At 58.9% G+C, this 18,168-nt stretch carries 16 protein-coding genes; 8 read left to right on the top strand and 8 right to left on the bottom strand.

The window, feature by feature from the left end; all coding sequences use genetic code 11:
- Positions 1-10: 10 nt before the first annotated feature.
- On the bottom strand, positions 11-1,426 hold the full coding sequence (locus ORL50_RS02415) for an acetyl-CoA carboxylase biotin carboxylase subunit (RefSeq protein ID WP_038980544.1): 1,416 nt from the start codon (positions 1,424-1,426) through the stop codon (positions 11-13).
- A gap of 190 nt (positions 1,427-1,616) precedes the next feature.
- Between ORL50_RS02415 and ORL50_RS02420 the strand changes: the two genes are divergently transcribed.
- The gene (locus ORL50_RS02420) at positions 1,617-2,579 is read left to right on the top strand and encodes a LysR family transcriptional regulator (RefSeq protein WP_266009621.1); all 963 of its coding nucleotides are present in this window, start codon (positions 1,617-1,619) and stop codon (positions 2,577-2,579) included.
- On the opposite strand, the gene ORL50_RS02425 is transcribed toward ORL50_RS02420, so the two are convergent.
- Positions 2,521-2,733 carry a PA3496 family putative envelope integrity protein gene (locus ORL50_RS02425; RefSeq protein ID WP_266009622.1) on the bottom strand — a complete coding sequence of 71 codons (213 nt, stop codon included), beginning with the start codon at positions 2,731-2,733 and terminating at the stop codon, positions 2,521-2,523. The genes ORL50_RS02420 and ORL50_RS02425 overlap by 59 nt on opposite strands.
- Positions 2,734-2,889: 156 nt before the next feature.
- Positions 2,890-3,756: a transcriptional regulator HexR gene (gene hexR / locus ORL50_RS02430; protein ID WP_045060837.1), complete on the bottom strand. Its 867-nt coding sequence runs from the start codon at positions 3,754-3,756 to the stop codon at positions 2,890-2,892.
- Positions 3,757-4,102: 346 nt separating this feature from the next.
- Here hexR and ORL50_RS02435 point away from each other — a divergent pair, with 346 nt between their 5' ends.
- Entirely contained in the window at positions 4,103-4,417 is a 315-nt protein-coding gene (locus ORL50_RS02435; protein WP_266009623.1) for a hypothetical protein, read from the top strand.
- Positions 4,418-4,472: 55 nt separating this feature from the next.
- Here the strand turns inward: ORL50_RS02435 and ORL50_RS02440 are convergent, their stop codons facing one another.
- Complete coding sequence (locus ORL50_RS02440; RefSeq protein WP_266009624.1) at positions 4,473-7,340, bottom strand: EAL domain-containing protein; 2,868 nt, start codon at positions 7,338-7,340, stop codon at positions 4,473-4,475.
- A 258-nt stretch (positions 7,341-7,598) separates the two neighbouring features.
- Here ORL50_RS02440 and uvrD point away from each other — a divergent pair, with 258 nt between their 5' ends.
- The 3 genes from uvrD (at position 7,599) to ORL50_RS02455 (ending at position 11,491) form a co-directional block, all read left to right on the top strand.
- Positions 7,599-9,782, top strand: coding sequence for a DNA helicase II (gene uvrD, locus ORL50_RS02445; RefSeq protein WP_266009625.1), 2,184 nt, complete (start codon positions 7,599-7,601; stop codon positions 9,780-9,782).
- A 291-nt stretch (positions 9,783-10,073) separates the two neighbouring features.
- Complete coding sequence (locus ORL50_RS02450) at positions 10,074-10,946, top strand: Tim44 domain-containing protein (RefSeq protein WP_266009626.1); 873 nt, start codon at positions 10,074-10,076, stop codon at positions 10,944-10,946.
- Between the two features lie 137 nt (positions 10,947-11,083).
- Entirely contained in the window at positions 11,084-11,491 is a 408-nt protein-coding gene (locus tag ORL50_RS02455; RefSeq protein ID WP_266009627.1) for an SMI1/KNR4 family protein, read from the top strand.
- Between the two features lie 58 nt (positions 11,492-11,549).
- On the opposite strand, the gene ORL50_RS02460 is transcribed toward ORL50_RS02455, so the two are convergent.
- Positions 11,550-13,313 (bottom strand): cation:proton antiporter, encoded by a 1,764-nt coding sequence (locus ORL50_RS02460; protein ID WP_266009628.1) that lies wholly within the window; start codon positions 13,311-13,313, stop codon positions 11,550-11,552.
- Positions 13,314-13,515: 202 nt separating this feature from the next.
- Here ORL50_RS02460 and ORL50_RS02465 point away from each other — a divergent pair, with 202 nt between their 5' ends.
- Complete coding sequence (locus ORL50_RS02465) at positions 13,516-13,998, top strand: acyl-CoA thioesterase (protein WP_045060843.1); 483 nt, start codon at positions 13,516-13,518, stop codon at positions 13,996-13,998.
- A 130-nt stretch (positions 13,999-14,128) separates the two neighbouring features.
- Here ORL50_RS02465 and pdxY read toward each other — a convergent pair whose 3' ends face one another.
- On the bottom strand, positions 14,129-15,001 hold the full coding sequence (gene pdxY / locus ORL50_RS02470; RefSeq protein WP_266009629.1) for a pyridoxal kinase PdxY: 873 nt from the start codon (positions 14,999-15,001) through the stop codon (positions 14,129-14,131).
- A 115-nt stretch (positions 15,002-15,116) separates the two neighbouring features.
- Between pdxY and ORL50_RS02475 the strand changes: the two genes are divergently transcribed.
- The gene (locus ORL50_RS02475; RefSeq protein ID WP_266009630.1) at positions 15,117-15,530 is read left to right on the top strand and encodes a DUF3301 domain-containing protein; all 414 of its coding nucleotides are present in this window, start codon (positions 15,117-15,119) and stop codon (positions 15,528-15,530) included.
- Here ORL50_RS02475 and ORL50_RS02480 read toward each other — a convergent pair.
- Positions 15,527-16,489, bottom strand: coding sequence for a CobW family GTP-binding protein (locus tag ORL50_RS02480; RefSeq protein ID WP_266009631.1), 963 nt, complete (start codon positions 16,487-16,489; stop codon positions 15,527-15,529). The two genes, ORL50_RS02475 and ORL50_RS02480, sit on opposite strands and share 4 nt — an antisense overlap.
- A gap of 27 nt (positions 16,490-16,516) precedes the next feature.
- Here ORL50_RS02480 and ORL50_RS02485 point away from each other — a divergent pair, with 27 nt between their 5' ends.
- On the top strand, positions 16,517-16,873 hold the full coding sequence (locus tag ORL50_RS02485; RefSeq protein WP_266009632.1) for an NADH:ubiquinone oxidoreductase: 357 nt from the start codon (positions 16,517-16,519) through the stop codon (positions 16,871-16,873).
- A gap of 4 nt (positions 16,874-16,877) precedes the next feature.
- Here ORL50_RS02485 and zigA read toward each other — a convergent pair whose 3' ends face one another.
- On the bottom strand, positions 16,878-18,083 hold the full coding sequence (gene zigA, locus ORL50_RS02490) for a zinc metallochaperone GTPase ZigA (protein ID WP_266009633.1): 1,206 nt from the start codon (positions 18,081-18,083) through the stop codon (positions 16,878-16,880).
- Positions 18,084-18,168: the final 85 nt, after the last annotated feature.

Consider the following 18,168-nt stretch of genomic DNA (forward strand, 5'->3'; position numbering starts at 1 on the left):
GTTCTATTCCTCACAGGCCTGCGTGGGCGGCGATGGCGGCGGCGATGGCCAGGGCCAGCTCTTCGGGTTTGCGCTTGATCGAGTAGTTGGTCAGTTCAGGATGGCTTTCAACGAAGCTGGTATTGAACTGGCCACTACGGAATTCAGGGTTACGCAGGATTTCCTGGTAGTACGCGGCGGTGGTCTTGACCCCTTGCAGACGCATGTCGTCGAGGGCGCGCAAGCCACGGTCCATCGCTTCTTCCCAGGTCAGCGCCCACACCACCAGTTTCAGGCACATGGAGTCGTAGAACGGCGGAATGGTGTAGCCGGTATAGATTGCCGTGTCAGTGCGCACGCCGGGACCGCCGGGCGCGTAGTAACGGGTGATCTTGCCGAAGCTCGGCAGGAAGTTGTTTTTCGGGTCTTCGGCATTGATCCGGAATTGCAGCGCGAAACCGCGGTGCTGGATGTCTTCCTGTTTCACCGAAAGCGGCAGGCCGGAGGCGATGCGAATCTGCTCACGGACGATGTCGATGCCGGTGATTTCTTCGGTGATGGTGTGCTCTACCTGGACCCGGGTGTTCATCTCCATGAAGTACACCTCGCCCTCGGCGAGCAGGAACTCCACGGTACCGGCGTTCTCGTAACCCACGGCCTTGGCCGCACGTACCGACAGGTCGCCAATATAGGCGCGCTGTTCCGGGGTCAGTTGCGGGCTCGGAGCGATTTCGATGAGCTTCTGGTTGCGGCGCTGGATCGAGCAGTCGCGCTCGAACAAGTGCACGACGTTGCCGAAGCTGTCGCCAAGAATCTGCGCTTCAATGTGTTTCGGATTGACGATGCATTTTTCCAGAAACACTTCCGCCGACCCGAACGCCTTGGTCGCTTCGGAGATGACTCGTGGGAAGGCTTGCTCGAGTTCTTCACGGCTGTCGCAACGACGGATACCACGGCCACCGCCACCGGAGGTTGCCTTGAGCATCACCGGATAACCGATGCGGTCGCCTTCAAGCAACGCTTCCGCGATATCCGCGACATTGCCTTCAGTGCCAGGTGTGACCGGTACGCCGGCCTTGATCATGCTGCGGCGCGCTTCAGTCTTGTCGCCCATGCGCCGAATCACTTCAGCCGATGGACCGATGAACTTGATCCCACGCTCGGCGCAGATATCTGCCAGTTCGGCGTTTTCCGATAAAAAACCGTAGCCGGGGTGCAGTGCATCGCAGCCGGTTTCTACCGCCAGGTTCACCAGCTTGCGTGCATTCAGGTAGCCGGCCAATGGTTCGGCACCAATGCTGTGAGCCTCGTCCGCCCGCTTGACATGCAAGGCATGCCGATCGGCGTCGGAATAGATCGCGACCGAGCGAATGCCCATCTCGGCGCAGGCACGTACGATTCGTACGGCAATCTCACCACGGTTGGCGATCAGGATCTTTTTTATCACTTGGAATTTCCCTTGAGCCGGTGCTGCCCACAACCTGCTAGACCAGGTCGACGAGTGACCAAATGTTTCAATTTGGTCGCAAGCCCACACTAGCGCTCACAAGGGATTAACAAAAATGAATAATTATTGGGTTAGACATAAGTAAAGACTTATAGTCGTTTCATCGGCCTTGGTTCAGAGCGACTAAAAAATGCGTAAGTCCTTGATGCGTATGACATTGCGTCAACTGCAGATCTTCAATGAGGTCTGTGATCTCAGGTCTTACAGCCGTGCGGCCGAGGAAATGTCGCTCACCCAGCCCGCCGTGAGTTTGCAGATCCGCCAGATCGAAGAGCTGATCGGGCAGCCGCTGTTCGATTATGTCGGCAAAAAACTCTACATGACTGAAGCCGCCGAAGCACTTCAACGCGCCAGCCGGGACATATTCGGCCGCCTGGAAAATCTCGACATGCAGCTGTCGGACATGCAGGGATCGCTGCAGGGACAGCTCAAGCTGGCGGTGGAATCCAGTGCCAAGTACTTCGTGCCGCATTTGTTTGCTGCGTTCAAACGCCAACACCCGGAGGTGAATCTGCAGCTGACGGTGGTCAATCGCGGGCAAGTTATTCGGCGTCTGTCGGACAACCGCGATGACCTGGTGATCATGTCCATGGTGCCGCAGGACATGGGACTCGAATTCCTGCCGTTTCTGAACAACCCGATCGTCGCGGTAGCGCCACCGGATCATCCGCTGTGCCATATGGGTCCGCTGCGCTTGCAGGATCTGGAACCTTATACCCTGCTGCTGCGCGAATCAGGCTCCGGTACTCGCCTGGCATGCGAGGAATACTTCAAGGAAAAACGCGTGCACTTCAACCAGACCCAGGAAGTCTCGTCCGCCGAAGCCCAGCGCGAATGTGTCCTGGCAGGGTTGGGCGTGGCGTTGTTGACGCGTCACGCCCTGAACCTGGAGCTGGCGACCGGCGGCCTGGTCGAGCTGCCGGTTGAAGAATTGCCGCTGTACCGCAGCTGGTGCCTGGTGCAGGCCAAGGCGAAACGCCTGTCACCGGTTGCTCACGCATTCCTTGCGTTTATCCGCAGCGAACGCGTGCAGATCAGCGCCCTGGTTGAGCGTTTCGACGGGAAGTTGCGGGCGCGGCCTGCCAGTAGTTGAGTTCCAGCTCGTCAGGGAAGCCGCCGATTTCGGCCAGCAACTGACGTCGCTCGCAGCGGTCTTCGATAGCGCGGCGAAACTCCATGCGGCGCTGGTCTTCCTGCTGACGACGGGTTTTGACGGCGCTGTTGCGTTCTTCGTAGGGCTGGGCCATTTCGAGTCTCCCAAGGCGATTACGGGAGTTTCAAGATAGGCGTGGGGGATGACGGTTTGGCGGCTGGGGCGTTACAGGGATGTGAATATTGGCAGATCAAAAGATCGCAGCCAGTGAACACCCGTAGGAGCTGCCGAAGGCTGCGATCTTTTGCTCTTAATCATCCAGCGCTTTTACCGACTTGGGCGACAAGCGCAAGCTGCGCAAACTGCGCTTCACGCTCTTGAGGTGGTTCACCAGGCTCGGCCCGCGCGCCATGGCTACGCCCATCGCCAAGACATCGATCACCACCAGGTGAGCAATCCGTGAAGTCAGCGGCGTATAGATTTCAGTGTCTTCGTGTACATCGATCGCCAGGTTGACTGTCGACAACTCCGCCAACGGGGTCTGGCTCGGGCAAAGGGTGATCAGCGAAGCTCCGCTTTCACGGACCAGGTTCGCCGTGATCAGCAAGTCCTTCGAACGCCCGGATTGGGAAATGCAGATCGCGACATCGGTCGGCTTCAGGGTCACCGCCGACATGGCCTGCATATGCGGGTCGGAATACGCTGCCGCCGTCAGCAGCAAACGAAAGAATTTATGCTGGGCATCTGCCGCCACTGCGCCCGATGCACCAAAGCCGTAGAACTCTACCCGCTGGGCCTGGGACATGAGCGTCACGGCGCGCTGCAACTCGATCGGGTCGAGCCGCTCGCGGACCTCCATCAGGGTGTGCAGGGTGGTGTCGAAGATTTTCAGGCTGTAGTCGGCGACCGAATCGTCTTCATGAATCGCAAACTGTCCAAAACTCGCGCCCGCCGCAAGGCTCTGCGCCAGCTTGAGCTTCAGGTCCTGGAACCCGGAACAGCCGATGGCACGGCAGAACCGCACGATGGTCGGCTCGCTGATGCCCACGCTGTGGGCCAGGTCGGCCATGGAGCTGTGCATCACCGCCGCCGGGTCAAGCAGCACGTGGTCGGCGACCTTGAGCTCCGACTTGCGTAAGAGGTGGCGTGACTGGGCGATGTGTTGCAACAGATTCAAAGGTCAGGACTCTTTGTTATTGGCAGGCGCCGTGATGTAGCGAGCTTGTAGTTATACTACATGAATCGGCTTTTTGCCTGCTCAATCCGTAAGCGAATCCCTCGTTTTCAGGCGCGCGCGTCCGATGTAGCAGTGATGGCATTGCCCTGCGGTATCGGCGCACCCGTCCCAAGGTGATGGCGGCAAACCCTTTAAAATTCCCAAAGTTGTTAACTTCGATTGTTGATTAAAAACAATTAACACTCGACCTTACAATTACAATCGAGGCTCTCATCACAAATTAAAGTTGGCTCCGATACAATATTTGAGCAGGACGCAATCAAATTAACTACAGGAGTTACACAACATGAGTATTCAAACCAAAAACTGGACCGCGCAAATCAACCGCATGCCAGGTGATAGCTTTTTTCGTACTTCCGGTATCGTAACCGTTGCTCACCCAGGCGTTACGCCCAAGCTTGTGATGACGCAGGTGCAAGACGCTTCCCACCACTTGCGACTGGAGTTGATTCTTGAAAACTCCAATGAAAACACACTGCAAGTATTAACTGAAAAAGCCGTCGAGTATAAAACACTGGGCAACTCTGATGTGACCGGTGTGAGCATTTATTATAAAAACGAAAGAATTAGCCACATAACAAACATTACGATTACCCACTAACGTCAATAGCACCTTCCCGTCATTGTTAACGGCGGGAAGGCGCTATGGTGCAGATTCAGTCGCTGCATTGCGCCCGGAGCAGGTCTGCCAGCCCATCGGCCTCAATTGGCCGGCTTACCAGGTATCCCTGCACCTCATCACACCGCTCAGCCTTCAAAAACTCCAGCTGCTCTGGCCGCTCGACTCCTTCGGCCACCACTTTCAACGACAAACCATGTGCCATGGCGATGATCGCGCGGGTGATTGCCGCATCCATCTGCCCCTCCCCCAGGCCGCGTATAAACGCCTGGTCGATTTTCACGTAATCCACCGGGATGCGCTTGAGGTAGCTGAGGGACGAATAGCCGGTTCCGAAGTCGTCGATCGCCAGTTTCACTCCCAGATCACGTAGCTGCTGGAACGTCGAAATGATGTGCTCGACGCTGTCCAGCAACTGACTTTCGGTCAGTTCAAGTTCAAGGTACTGAGGCGCCAGACCGGTTTCTTCCAGCACCTGCCGTACCAGGCTGACCAACTTGCCCTGACGCAGCTGATGCACCGATAGATTCACCGACACGCGGATCGGCTCGAGCCCCTGACGTTGCCACTCGCACGCTTGCCAGCAGGCTTGGCGCAAGACGAACTCGCCTATCGGACCGATCAACCCGGTTTCCTCGGCCAGCCCAATGAACTCCGCAGGCGACACCCTCCCCCTGTCGGGATGGTCCCAGCGCACCAACGCCTCTGCAGCATTCAGGCGACCCGTCGCGAGGCAGAGCTTCGGCTGGTAGAACACCTGCAGCTGCTTCTCATCGACCGCTTTGCGCAGCTGGTTTTCCAGCTGCAAACGCTCCAGGGTGCTGGCCTGGAGACTCTCGGTGTAAAACTGGAAGTTATTGCCGCCCAGGTGTTTGGCGTGCTGCATGGCCATGTTCGACTGGCTGACCAGCGCGGAGATTTCCCGCGCATTGTCCGGCAGCATGCTGATACCCATGGACGCGTTGACTACCAGTTCATGCCCGTCGATGTTCAGCGGCAGACGCAACTTGGCCGACAACCGGGTTGCCACGCGCACCAGGCTGGAGAGATTGGCGTAACTGTCGAATAGCACGGCAAATTCGTCGCCGGACAAACGTGCAATGGTGTCTGCCTCGGGCAATGCACTTACCAGCCGGCGGGCCATTTTCTGCAATAACTCATCGGCAATGTCGTGGCCCAGGCTGTCGTTGAGCAACTTGAACCGGTCCAGATTGATGTGCAGCAACGCCAGGCTCCGCCCGCCCTGACGCACCCGCTGATGCGCCTCACGCAGGCGTTCGCGAAATAGCGAGCGGTTGGCCAGGCCAGTCAGCTCGTCGTAGTGGGTAAGGAAACGCATGCGCTCTTCGGATTCGCGCCTTGCCGAAAGATCAGCGAAGAAGCCCACGATATGACTCACATTTCCCCGGTTATCGCGCACTGCACTCAATTGCAGCCACTGCGGATACAGCTCGCCGTTTTTACGGGTCTCCACCAGTTCGCCCTGCCAGCTGCCATGCTGTTCGAGTCCCTGCCGGATGGCGTTGTAGTGCCGGCGGGCGTCACGACTGCACGGCAAGTCGACCACGCTGAGGCCGAGCATGTCACCGATTTCATAGCCGGTCACACGGCAGAAAGCCTGATTGGCTGCGATCAGGGCGTAGTTTGGATCGAAAATCACAATGCCTTCGCTGGCGGCTTCGAAAACCGTCGCCGCCAGTTGCTGTTGTGCTTCCAGGTGCTTGCTGACGCTGATATTGCGGCGAGTCCCGACCATGCGCACCACCCGGCCATTCTCGCCGCGCTCCACCGCCCGCCCGCGATCTTCGATCCAAACCCAGTGACCGTCGCCGTGACGCACGCGGTATTCAATCTGATAATCATCACTGCGACCCTTCAGATGCTCAACCAGCGCGCGCTTGAGCGCCGGCAGGTCATCGGGGTGCAATCGTGGCTTGAGATGTCCGAGCATCGCCGTCACGAACTCCGGCTCCAGGCCGAATAACTCCTGAAGCTGAGTGTGGTGGACTTCGTCGGTCTGCAGGTTCCAGTCCCACAACCCAAGCTCGCTGGCTTTTAATGCCAACGCCAGGCGCGCTTCGCTTTTACTGAGGGCCTGGTTGGCCAGGTCGAGCTCAATGCTGCGCCGGGCAACACGGTCTTCCAGCCCGGCCTGGATTTGCCGCAGTTCAGCTTCGGCACAGCTACGCTGCTCGACCTCCCTGGCCAGGGTCTGATTAAGTTGATCGCTAATGCTTTGAGCCTGCTGCAGGTGCTCGATAAGTGCCTGATTCTGGAATCGGCGCAGCAGGCCTCGATCAATCAACCGGTTGACCTGCCAGGCGACCACGCTCAACGCCCCCAGCAAAATCAGGCCGAACCAGCCCCAGCCTTGGCCTTGCTCATCACCGCCCCAGAACAGATAGGCGATCGCGGGCAACAGACAGGGCAAGGTAAAGGAGAGAAACGCCGGCAGGCTTACGGCATAGGCCACGCTCGCCGACAACGCGGCGGCGCCGATCAGGCCGAATACCCAGGCTTGCTGGATGAAAGTGTCCGCCGGGACCAACGCAATGCCGGCACCTGCCAGGGTCAAGCCGGTCAGGCCCGACCCGAGCATGAACATGCGGCGCCAGACCGGATGCGCCTGGCGATTGGGAATCGCCGAATCGAACGCCGCGACCTGGATAACCCGCAGCGCCACCAGCGAGAGCAACCACACCAGCCAGACGCTGACCAGGAAGTAACGCTGTGGACTCCAGAGCAGGCCGGCGCAGACCAGGCCATTGATCAGCATGAACAAGGTAGGCAGCAGCGAACCTTGATAAAGCAGACGCGTGCGCTCCACCGCCATTTCCATGGCGTACTGTCTGCGGATAACCCGCGGCTCCACCGAGGGGCCCGACAGGTCGATGCTGAGGGTCATAGGCAATATTCTTGTTCTTATAATGGTGAGCTTGAGCCCGAATCGTCGACGGAGCATACACAAGCAAGTGCCGGGACCAAACCGTCGCAAACTATAAAAAAGATGAAATTTGCACTTGTCGCCGCCCTCGAAAAAGCCGCGAAGCACGGCCCGCCACCGCCTGCAGGCAGTGACTGACCGGTCGTCATCCGTGCGTCTTTCATCGGCTAATGCAAAGCTCGGTTTGCCCGGTGTGACGGCGCACCCTAGAATGCCCCGATGCGCGATGATCTCTCCCTTCTGCTGAACTCCCTCAACGATGCCCAACGCCAGGCCGTAGCTGCCTCCGTGGGTCGTCAGTTGGTCCTGGCCGGTGCTGGTTCCGGTAAAACCCGAGTGCTGGTGCACCGTATCGCCTGGTTGATCCAGGTCGAGAACGCCTCACCCCACTCGATCCTGTCGGTGACCTTTACCAACAAGGCCGCTGCCGAGATGCGTCATCGCATCGAGCAGCTGATGGGTATCAACCCGGCCGGCATGTGGGTAGGCACCTTCCACGGCCTGGCGCACCGCTTGCTGCGGGCGCATTGGCAGGAAGCCGGCCTGAGCCAGACCTTCCAGATTCTCGACAGCGACGACCAGCAGCGGCTGGTCAAGCGGGTAATCCGCGAGCTGGGACTGGACGAACAACGCTGGCCCGCACGCCAAGCCCAATGGTTCATCAATGGGCAGAAAGACGAAGGCCTGCGCCCACAGCACATCCAGGCCAGTGGCGACTTGTTTCTGGCAACCATGCGCAGCATTTACGAAGCCTACGAGGCCGCATGCCTGCGCGCAGGTGTCATTGATTTTTCCGAATTGCTGCTGCGCGCCCTCGACCTGTGGCGTGATCACCCGGGCCTGCTGGCGCATTACCAGAAGCGCTTCCGGCATATTCTGGTGGATGAGTTCCAGGACACCAACGCCGTGCAGTACGCCTGGTTGCGCCTGCTGGGCAAGGGCGGCGACAGCCTGATGGTAGTGGGCGACGACGACCAGTCGATTTATGGCTGGCGCGGCGCGAAAATCGAGAACATCCATCAGTATTCCTCCGACTTCCCGGACTCGCAGACCATCCGCCTGGAGCAGAATTACCGCTCCACCGCCGGTATCCTCAAGGCAGCCAACGCCCTGATCGCCAACAACACCGGGCGGCTTGGCAAAGAGTTGTGGACCGACGGCGGCGACGGCGAGGCGATCAACCTCTACGCAGCGTTCAACGAACACGATGAAGCGCGCTATGTGGTCGAAACCATCGAAAGTGCGCTGAAAACCGGCCTTGCCCGCAGCGATATCGCCATTCTGTACCGCTCCAACGCCCAGTCCCGGGTTTTGGAAGAAGCTTTGCTGCGCGAGCGCATCCCGTATCGCATCTACGGCGGCCAACGCTTCTTCGAGCGGGCGGAAATCAAGAACGCCATGGCCTACCTGCGGTTGCTGGAAGGTCGTGGCAACGACGCGGCCCTGGAACGGGTGATTAACGTGCCAGCCCGTGGCATTGGCGAGAAAACCGTCGAAGCGATCCGCGAGCACGCCCGCCACAGCGACGTGTCGATGTGGGAAGCCATGCGCCTGCTGGTCGCCAACAAGGGCCTTACCGGCCGTGCTGCTGGCGCCCTGGGGGGCTTTATCGAGCTGATCGAGAACCTCGCCGCCAAGTGCATGGAAATGCCGCTACACCTGATGACGCAGACGGTTATCGAGCAGTCCGGGCTGATTGCCTATCACGAAGCGGAAAAAGGCGAAAAGGGCCAGGCGCGGGTAGAAAACCTTGAGGAACTGGTCAGCGCTGCGCGCAACTTCGAGAATACCGAGGAAGACGAGGACCTGACGCCGCTGGCGGCATTCCTCGGTCACGCTTCGCTGGAGGCCGGGGACACCCAGGCCGACGAGCACGAAGACAGTATTCAGCTGATGACCTTGCACAGCGCCAAGGGTCTGGAATTCCCTTACGTATTTCTGGTGGGCATGGAAGAAGGCCTGTTTCCGCACAAGATGAGCCTGGAAGAACCGGGTCGCCTTGAAGAGGAACGGCGCCTGGCCTACGTCGGCATCACCCGTGCCATGCAGAACCTGGTGATGACCTACGCCGAAACCCGTCGCCTGTACGGCAGCGAGACCTACAACAAGGTGTCGCGTTTCGTACGTGAGGTGCCGAAAGGCCTGATTCAGGAAGTGCGCTTGTCGAACAGTGTCAGCCGGCCATTCGGCGGCAACCAGTCGATGAGTGGCAGCAACCTGTTCAGCGGCAGCGAAATTCCGGAAACCGGCTTCAGCCTGGGTCAGACAGTACGTCACTCGATCTTTGGTGACGGGGTGATCCTCAACTTCGAAGGCGCCGGCGCCCAGGCCCGGGTGCAGGTGAACTTCAGCGAAGGCAGCAAGTGGCTGATGCTCGGCTACGCCAAACTGGAAGCTATCTAAAGCCCCGCCGGATGGCTTTTCTGTAGGAGTGAGCCTGCTCGCGATAGCGGTCTGTCCGTCAACGAATACGTTGACTGACACGCCCTCATCGCGAGCAGGCTCACTCCTACACAGCTCCATTTCTTTCTGAACCTATCGACTTTTCCTACAGCCGAAAGTACATGTCCTTACTGCCTCGACGAAGCTGAACGGAACCTGTCAGGCAAAAGCCCGAAACACTCTGCCGCTAGCCAGTAACACTTCAGCTGTGCAACATGGCGCGCGTGCCTTCCACAAATGGGAATTCCCTTTATGAAACGTTTTCTTAGCATCGCCATGGCGTTGTGCATCGGCCTGACGATGAGCCTCGACGCCAACGCCAAGCGCTTTGGTGGCGGCAAGAGCTCCGGCGCTGCGCCGACTCACCAGACCAGCCAAATGGCTCCTTCTTCTGCTGCCGGTGGCGCTGCTGCCACTGCTGGCGCGGCCGGTGCCGCTGGCGCCGCTGCCAAAGCCGGCGGTGCGTCGCGCTGGCTCGGCCCTCTGGCCGGTATCGCGGCCGGTGGCCTGCTGGCCTCCATGTTCATGGGCGGCGGCTTCCAGGGCATGCAAATCTTCGACATCCTGATCATGGCGGTCATCGCCTTCCTGGTCTTCCGTTTCATTGCCGCTCGCCGTCGCAAGCAACAGGAGCACCTGGCTCCAGCCGGCGCGCCAATGCAGCGTGAAGTGTTCGAGCAGAAGCCTGCTGGCATGGGTTCGATCTTCGGCGGTGCAGCCGCACCCGTTGCCGCTCGTCCGGTAATCAACGCGCCAGCCTGGTTCAATGAAAAGAATTTCATCGAAGCAGCGCGCAACCACTTCCAGTCGCTGCAGCAGCACTGGGACGCCAACGAAATGGACAAGATTGCCGAATTCGTTACCCCACAACTGCTGGAGTTCCTGAAGCGCGAACGTGCTGACCTGGGCGACGGCTTCCAGTCCACCTACATTGATAACCTCAATGTTCAGTTGGACGGCGTGGATGATCGTGCGGACAAAACTATCGCTACCCTGACCTTCAGCGGTGTGTCGAAGACCTCGCGCTTCGACCAGGGCGAAGTGTTCAGCGAAAGCTGGAACATGGAACGTCCACAGGGCGAGAACCAGCCTTGGCTGGTAGCCGGTATCCGCCAGAACGGCTGATCACCTCCTGCGTTAAAAATGCTGTAATAAAAACCCCAGCCTCGGCTGGGGTTTTTCTATTTCGCGGTTGCATCTATAGCAAGCTACTGTATAAACCGCCCCAACCAAACCGCGCCAACAGCAAGAGGATCCCGGACGTGGAAGAAATTATCGAACAACTGCGTGAAGCCAACGAACCGGTACCAGTCCCCTTGGAGCTGCCTGACGAAGACATGCTGGTGGAAATCGAAGAACAATTGTTCATCGACATCCCATTCGTCTTCCGGGAATTTTTGCTGACCGTCAGCGACGTGGTCTACGGCAGTCTGGAACCGGTGACGGTGACCGACCCGCAATCCCACACCTACCTGCCGGACGTAGCCGCCAACGCCTGGGACGCAGGCGTTGATCGCAGCCTGATTCCGATCTGCCAGGACGGTGACGACTACTACTGCGTCGAAGAAGACGGCACCGTGGTGCTTTGGCAGGCCGACGAAGAGCTGATTGCCGAAGAGACCTGGGAATCGGTTTGGCACTGGGCGCGGGACGTCTGGCTAGAGAGCTGAGCTAGCCCTGTAGCAGCTGGCGAAGCCTGCGTCGGGCCGCGAAGCGGCCCCCACGCCATCAATGGCCTGACGATTCCTTGTGATTATCCAGGGTCTCGAGCAAGGCCACCTGCATCCGCGTGTGAACGCGTATGAACCAGCGCCACAACAGCGCCGCGACGGCGGCAGCCACAACGACGATCAGCACCAGTAACTTGTTGGTGGGCAAAATACTCGCCGACAAGGCTGCCAGCAGCAGGAAAATCACCAGCAGTGAAAGAATGGGGATCACTTCAGCGATCACCCGACGCACCCGCTGCGTGTGGCGCCCCGCCATCTCCGGCTTGACGCCCATTTCCGCCAGCAGCATCGACAAGGCCTTGAGCTTGCGATAAGCGGCAATCAGGAATGGCAACGACAGGATCAACGCCCCACCCCAAATCAATGCCTTCTGCCAACTTGGGTCACTGATCCATTCCTGCAGATAGGCAGACATACGCTCGGCAAAAAAAGCGCCTGAGAAGAAAATCGCAATCACCAACGCCAGGTTGACTCCGACCTGCAGCAGAATTCGCCGGATCATTGAAGCCAGCAGTGCGCCCTCACCTTGAGGCTGAATGCTGCGCAGCCATTCGCCATACATGCCCAGCACTCGGCCCAGGCGCTGTGGCATCACTGCCGCCAATTTGATCGACAGGGGGTCCGCAGCGCGAATCAGATACGGGGTCAGCAGCGTGGTGATGACCGAGACGGCAACGGCCACCGGATACAAGAAATTGCTGGTCACCTGCAGCGTCATGCCCAGCGCTGCGATGATGAAGGAGAACTCGCCAATCTGCGAAAGCCCCATGCCCACTCGCAATGAAGTGCGTCCGTCATTGCCGGCGATAAACGCTCCCAACCCGCAGGACAGCATCTTGCCCAGCACCACCGCCACGGTGATTACCGCGATGGGCCAGGCATATTGCAGCAGGATCATTGGGTCGAGCATCAGGCCGATGGCGACAAAAAATATAGCGCTGAACAGATCCCGCACCGGTTCGATCAGGCGCTCGATCTTCAGCAGTTGGCGCGACTCCGCCATGATCGCGCCAATCAGGAACGCCCCCAGCACCATGCTGTACTCGAGCTTGACCACCAGCAGGCAGAAGCCGAAACACAGCCCCAGCACGGTAATCAACAGCATCTCATTGCTTTCGAATTTGGCCACGTAAGCCAGCAGGCGTGGCACCAGTAAAATGCCGATAACCAGCGCGACAATCATGAACAGCGACAGCTTGCCGACCGTCGAGAAGACTTCGCCGGAGCTCACCGTACCGCTCACCGCAATGCTCGATAGCAAGGCGATGATGCCGATGCCGAGGATGTCCTCGACGATCAACACGCCGAAGATCAACTGCGCGAAGCGCTCGTTTTTCATCTTCAGGTCGTTGAGCGCCTTGACGATGATCGTGGTCGAGGAAATCGCCAGGATCGCGCCGAGGAATAGCGAATCCATCGTGTTCCAGTCGAACCAGCGGCCGATTTCGTAGCCGATCCAGATCATCAGCACGATTTCCAGAAACGCCGCGATAAATGCCGTGGCGCCAACCTTGAACAGCTTGCGCAGGCTGAACTCCAGGCCCAGGCAGAACATCAGGAAGATCACCCCGAGTTCGGCGAGGGTCTTGATGGTTTCTTCGTCGTGGATGAGCCCAAAGGGTGGGGTGTGCGGGCCGATGATAAAACCGGCAACAATGTAGCCCAGTACCACAGGTTGTTTCAGCCGATGAAACAACACAGTGACCACCCCGGCGACCAACATGATGACTGCCAGATCCTGGATAAAACTGATCGCATGCATGGTGTGGGGCTCCTTTGGGTGGACTTTTGGAGCGTAACACCGCGACTTCCGCCAGAAAGGCGGTGCAATATATGGAAACAGATCGGTCTGGGCGTGACGGCAGCCACCCGCCCGGCGTCCCGATAACTGTAAGTTTGAAAAAGCTGACAAGGCACCCGCAGAGGTGCGCCCCCAATTACCTGTCTTGAACCGTGAGCACCCTATGGAACCCGGAAACGCCCAACTGTCGATGACGGTATTGATGACTCCCGACATGGCCAACTTCTCTGGCAATGTTCACGGTGGCACTCTGCTCAAGTACCTCGACGAAGTCGCGTACGCCTGCGCTAGCCGCTATGCCGGCCGTTATGTGGTAACCCTGTCGGTGGACCAGGTGATCTTTCGCGAACCCATCCACGTCGGCGAGCTGGTGACCTTCCTGGCATCGGTCAACTACACCGGCAATACGTCGATGGAAGTCGGGATCAAGGTAGTCACCGAAAACATCCGTGAACGTTCGGTGCGGCATACCAACAGCTGCTTCTTCACCATGGTGGCGGTGGATGACGACCGCAAACCGGCCTCTGTTCCGCCGCTGCAACCACAGAACAGCGAAGACAAGCGCCGATATGTCCAGGCCCAGCAGCGCCGGCAGATTCGGCAGGAACTGGAGAAGCGGTATCAGGAGATCAAGGGCGACGCCTGAGGTCTGGGCTCGACCTTAGATGGCTATCGCGAGCAGGCTCACTCCTACAGGGGATCCAGTCGAATACACCTATTGTGGCCACTGGAGATCCCTGTAGGAGTGAGCCTGCTCGCGATAGCATCACGCAAAATCAAAGACTGATCGCAGCCGCCTCAAACCGCACCCGCGGATGCGCAATCCGGTCCTGGGCCCGCACCAGTTCCAGCTCATAGCTGGCACACGCCTGGGTCTCCAGCAATACTTCATGCACCGCCGAAGCCGCGAATTCAAACGCCGCCACCAGGCTGTCGCCCAACAGGATGCGCGCCAGGAACAGCCCTGAAGTGAGGTCGCCGACGCCCACCGGCTGGCGCGGGAACGCCAGCAGCGGACGGCGCAGGTGCCAGCTGTTCTCGGCCGTCACCAGCAGCATTTCGAATACATCAGCCGGCTTACCGGGATAGTCCAGGTGCTTGACCAGCACCGCCTTGGGGCCACGAGCCAGCAGCGCTCGCGCCATGCCCAGGCAGTCGAACAGCGATTGCGGGCGGCGCCCGGAAAAGCTGTCCAGCTCCAACTGGTTCGGGCACATGAAATCGGCCACGGCGGCCGCTTCCTCCAGAAGGAAATCGCTGACCTCCGCCGGGACGCTGCAACCCTTCTCCGGATGCCCCATCACGGGATCGCAGAGGTACAACGCCTTGGGATTCATCGATTTGATCCGCGCCACTCCGGTGAGGATCGCCCGCCCCTGGGCCGCACTGCCCAGGTACCCGGACAGCACCGCATCGCAATTCCCCAGCTCACCGATCGCCGCGATGCCTTCCACCAACGCCGGAATCTGCTGCGGCGACAGCACTTCACCGGCCCATTGGCCATATTGGGTGTGGTTGGAGAACTGCACGGTATTAAGCGGCCAAACATTTACCCCGACCCGCTGCATCGGGAAAACCGCGGCGCTGTTGCCGGCATGGCCGAATACCACGTGGGACTGAATGGCGAGCAGATGGGGCGTACGTTTCATGCGCTGAGTTTCCGTAAAACGAAATTCGAGCCGCGCAGTATGCGACTAAACGCAGCCTGTACGACAGACCGGCGACACAGTTAAGCTGGCACTATCTTGTTGGAGCACCCTGTTGATGCTGACCCTCGGAAATATCTTAGTGCTGATGCTGCTGGCCACCGCCGGTGCGTGGTTGTGGCATAACCATGGTTTGCGCGAGCGCGCACTGGAACGGGTCAAGCAACACTGCACCAAGCTCGGTATCGAGTTGCTGGACGGTAACGTCGCGCTGAAAAAAATCGGCTTTATCAAGGATGCCAACGACCGCCGGCGCCTGGCCCGTGTGTACAACTTTGAATTCACAGTAACCGGCGAGAGCCGTCACAACGGCACTATCACCCAGTTTGGTGCCCACAGCGCGCAAATTGAACTGGCGCCCTATCCGATGCCTTTCGACGAAGCGCCCGAGGTGGTCGACTTCGTCAAACCACGGGCTGAAGTGATTGAATTGAGCCAATGGCGCCAGGATCACAACAAGTGGCGTCCCTAGATCAAACAATCGGCCAACGCCTGTTGCAGCGCCACCTCGTTCACAGGTTCATCGAAGATTAGCTCGATGCGCGAATCCTGGCGCCATTCGCTGGGCTGCCATTGCAGTGGCGAATTATCCAGCGCATTGGCGGAGATCCAACCTGTATCGCTGTGGATAACCAGCTTTGCCCGCCGCCACTGCATCCCCTCAAGCCAGCGACTGACTTCGGCCAGTTGGAACACCTGGCCCGGGTGCCAGCGCCAGCCAATACTCCAGCTACCCTGCTGTTCCTGACTCAGGCAAATCGGCGTTGCAGGATCCGTCCACAGGGCCGGCAGCTGGCCCAGGCCCTTGGGCGTAATGAAGTTATCCACACCCGCCACCGCACGGGCGTCGAGCCCCGGCAGCGCGCTTAATGGCAGCACAGCCTGTCGGGTCCAGTACAGCGGTCGTGTCGGCAGCCCCGCGGTGATGCGCTGGCGATCAGTTTCAGTTAGTTGCTCCGACTTGTTGAGCAACAACAGTCCGGCACTACCCAGAGCCTCCTGTTGCGCCTGTGGCAAGGTTTTGCCGAGGGCGAGCGCCTGGGCATCCAACACCAGTACACACGGCTGTACGGCCAGTACACCGAGCCACGGCGGTTCACTGAGCTGCCTGAGCAACTGCGCCGGATGGCCCAATCCAGAAGGCTCAATGAATAACCGGTCGGGCCGCGCCTTGCGGAGCAAGCGTCCAAGCCCTATCTGGAACGGCGCACCGTTTACACAACACAAACACCCTCCAGCCACTTCACCCAGTGCGATACCATCGGCGTCGCGGGTTAACAGCGCGGCGTCCAGGCCGATCTGTCCAAACTCGTTGATCAGCACCGCCCATCGCTCGGTTTCGGGCCGCTGTTCAAACAGATGCTTGATCAGGCTGGTCTTACCGGCACCCAAAGGGCCAGCGATCACATGGGTCGGAATGTTCTGCAACATGATCGAAGGATTCTGAGAGGGTAAAAGATGCGATTGACGGGATTGTCGTTGCTGCTGGCGCTGACCTCGGGCGAGGCACTGGCGCAGGCCTGCGTGGTGCACAGTACCGCCGAGCGGCTGGATGTGAAAGTGTGCCAGCAGAACCGCAACATACCGGAAAAACTCTTCGCCGATGGCTTTTGCCAGCCGAACCTGCCCGGGCAAAAAGTCGAAGTGCAGTATGTGGACGAATGTCCAACCGGGGCATTTGGCGTCTGTAGCAACGCCCAGGTCGCCAATATGCCCTACCGGCAGGACATTCACTATTACGGTGTGGCGACCGATCAGGCGTACCTCAAGCCTTACTGCGAGACCCAAAGCCAGGGCAGCTGGCTAAAACCCTGAAGCCTCAAGAGACCTCTTCGTACCAGGGACCGAACGGGTCCGACAGCAGGTCCCAGCCATCCACGCCCAAGGCCATTTCATCCTCGGTTAACAAGCAGTCGTCCAGCTCGGCGGTAAGCTTTGCGAAATCGATATTCTGGCCGATGAACACCAGTTCCTGGCGGCAATCCCCTGTGTCGCCAGCCCAGTTCTTGCGAATGGCAGCAACGCTTTCGTCGTCCTGGGGCCACTGCTCCTGCGGCACATGACGCCACCAGCGTCCGGCATATCCATGACGCATCAGGCCACCCGCCTGGGACCAACTACCCGCATCCATAGGCTTGCTCGCGAGCCAGAAAAATCCCTTCGAGCGCAGTAATTTTCCGTTGTCCCAAGACCCATTGATGAAGCTGAAAAAACGCTGGGGATGAAAGGGTTTGCGCGCCCGATAGGCCGTGGAAGCGATGCCATATTCCTCGGTCTCCGGCAGATGTTGGCCGCGCATCTCTCGCAGCCAGCCAGGTGCCTGGGCGGCTTTTTCGAAATCGAAACGGCCTGTATCGAGGATTCTGCCCAAGGCAACTTCGCCCATGACCATGGGAATGATTTCCGCCTGAGCGTTGAGCCGCGCAAGAATAGCCATCAGCTCCCGGCGCTCACTGCTGCTGATCAAATCGACTTTGCTGATAAGAATGACGTCGGCAAATTCAATCTGCTCGATCAACAGGTCGGTGATGGATCGCTCGTCGCCATCACCGAGGGTTTCGCCCCGGGATGCGAGACTCTCTGCGGCCTCATAATCGAGGAGGAAGTTCACCCCATCAACCACCGTGACCATGGTATCGAGCCGCGCCAGATCCGCCAGGCTCTGCCCGTCTTCGTCGCGGAAGGTGAAGGTTTCCGCCACCGGCAGAGGTTCAGAGATCCCTGTGGACTCGATCAGCAGGTAATCGAAACGACCGTCCCTGGCGAGCTTGCTCACCTCCAGCAACAGATCTTCGCGCAGCGTGCAGCATATGCAGCCGTTGCTCATTTCCACCAGCCGCTCTTCCGCGCGGTTCAGGCTGACGTCACGCTGCACTTCACTGCCATCGATGTTGATTTCGCTCATGTCATTGACGATCACGGCCACCCGCAGGTTTTCGCGATTACGCAGCACGTGATTGAGCAGCGTGCTTTTGCCCGCGCCCAGAAAGCCAGACAGCACGGTAACGGGTAGACGATGGGGCATCCGGAACTCCTCATAGGCAATGCACGCTCTTTTGAGAAAAGGCGTGGTAGATTTAATATGTAATAACATAACATGAAGAATCTAC

The organism is Pseudomonas sp. RIT-562 (assembly GCF_026241895.1).
Lineage (GTDB): Bacteria > Pseudomonadota > Gammaproteobacteria > Pseudomonadales > Pseudomonadaceae > Aquipseudomonas > Aquipseudomonas mandelii_F.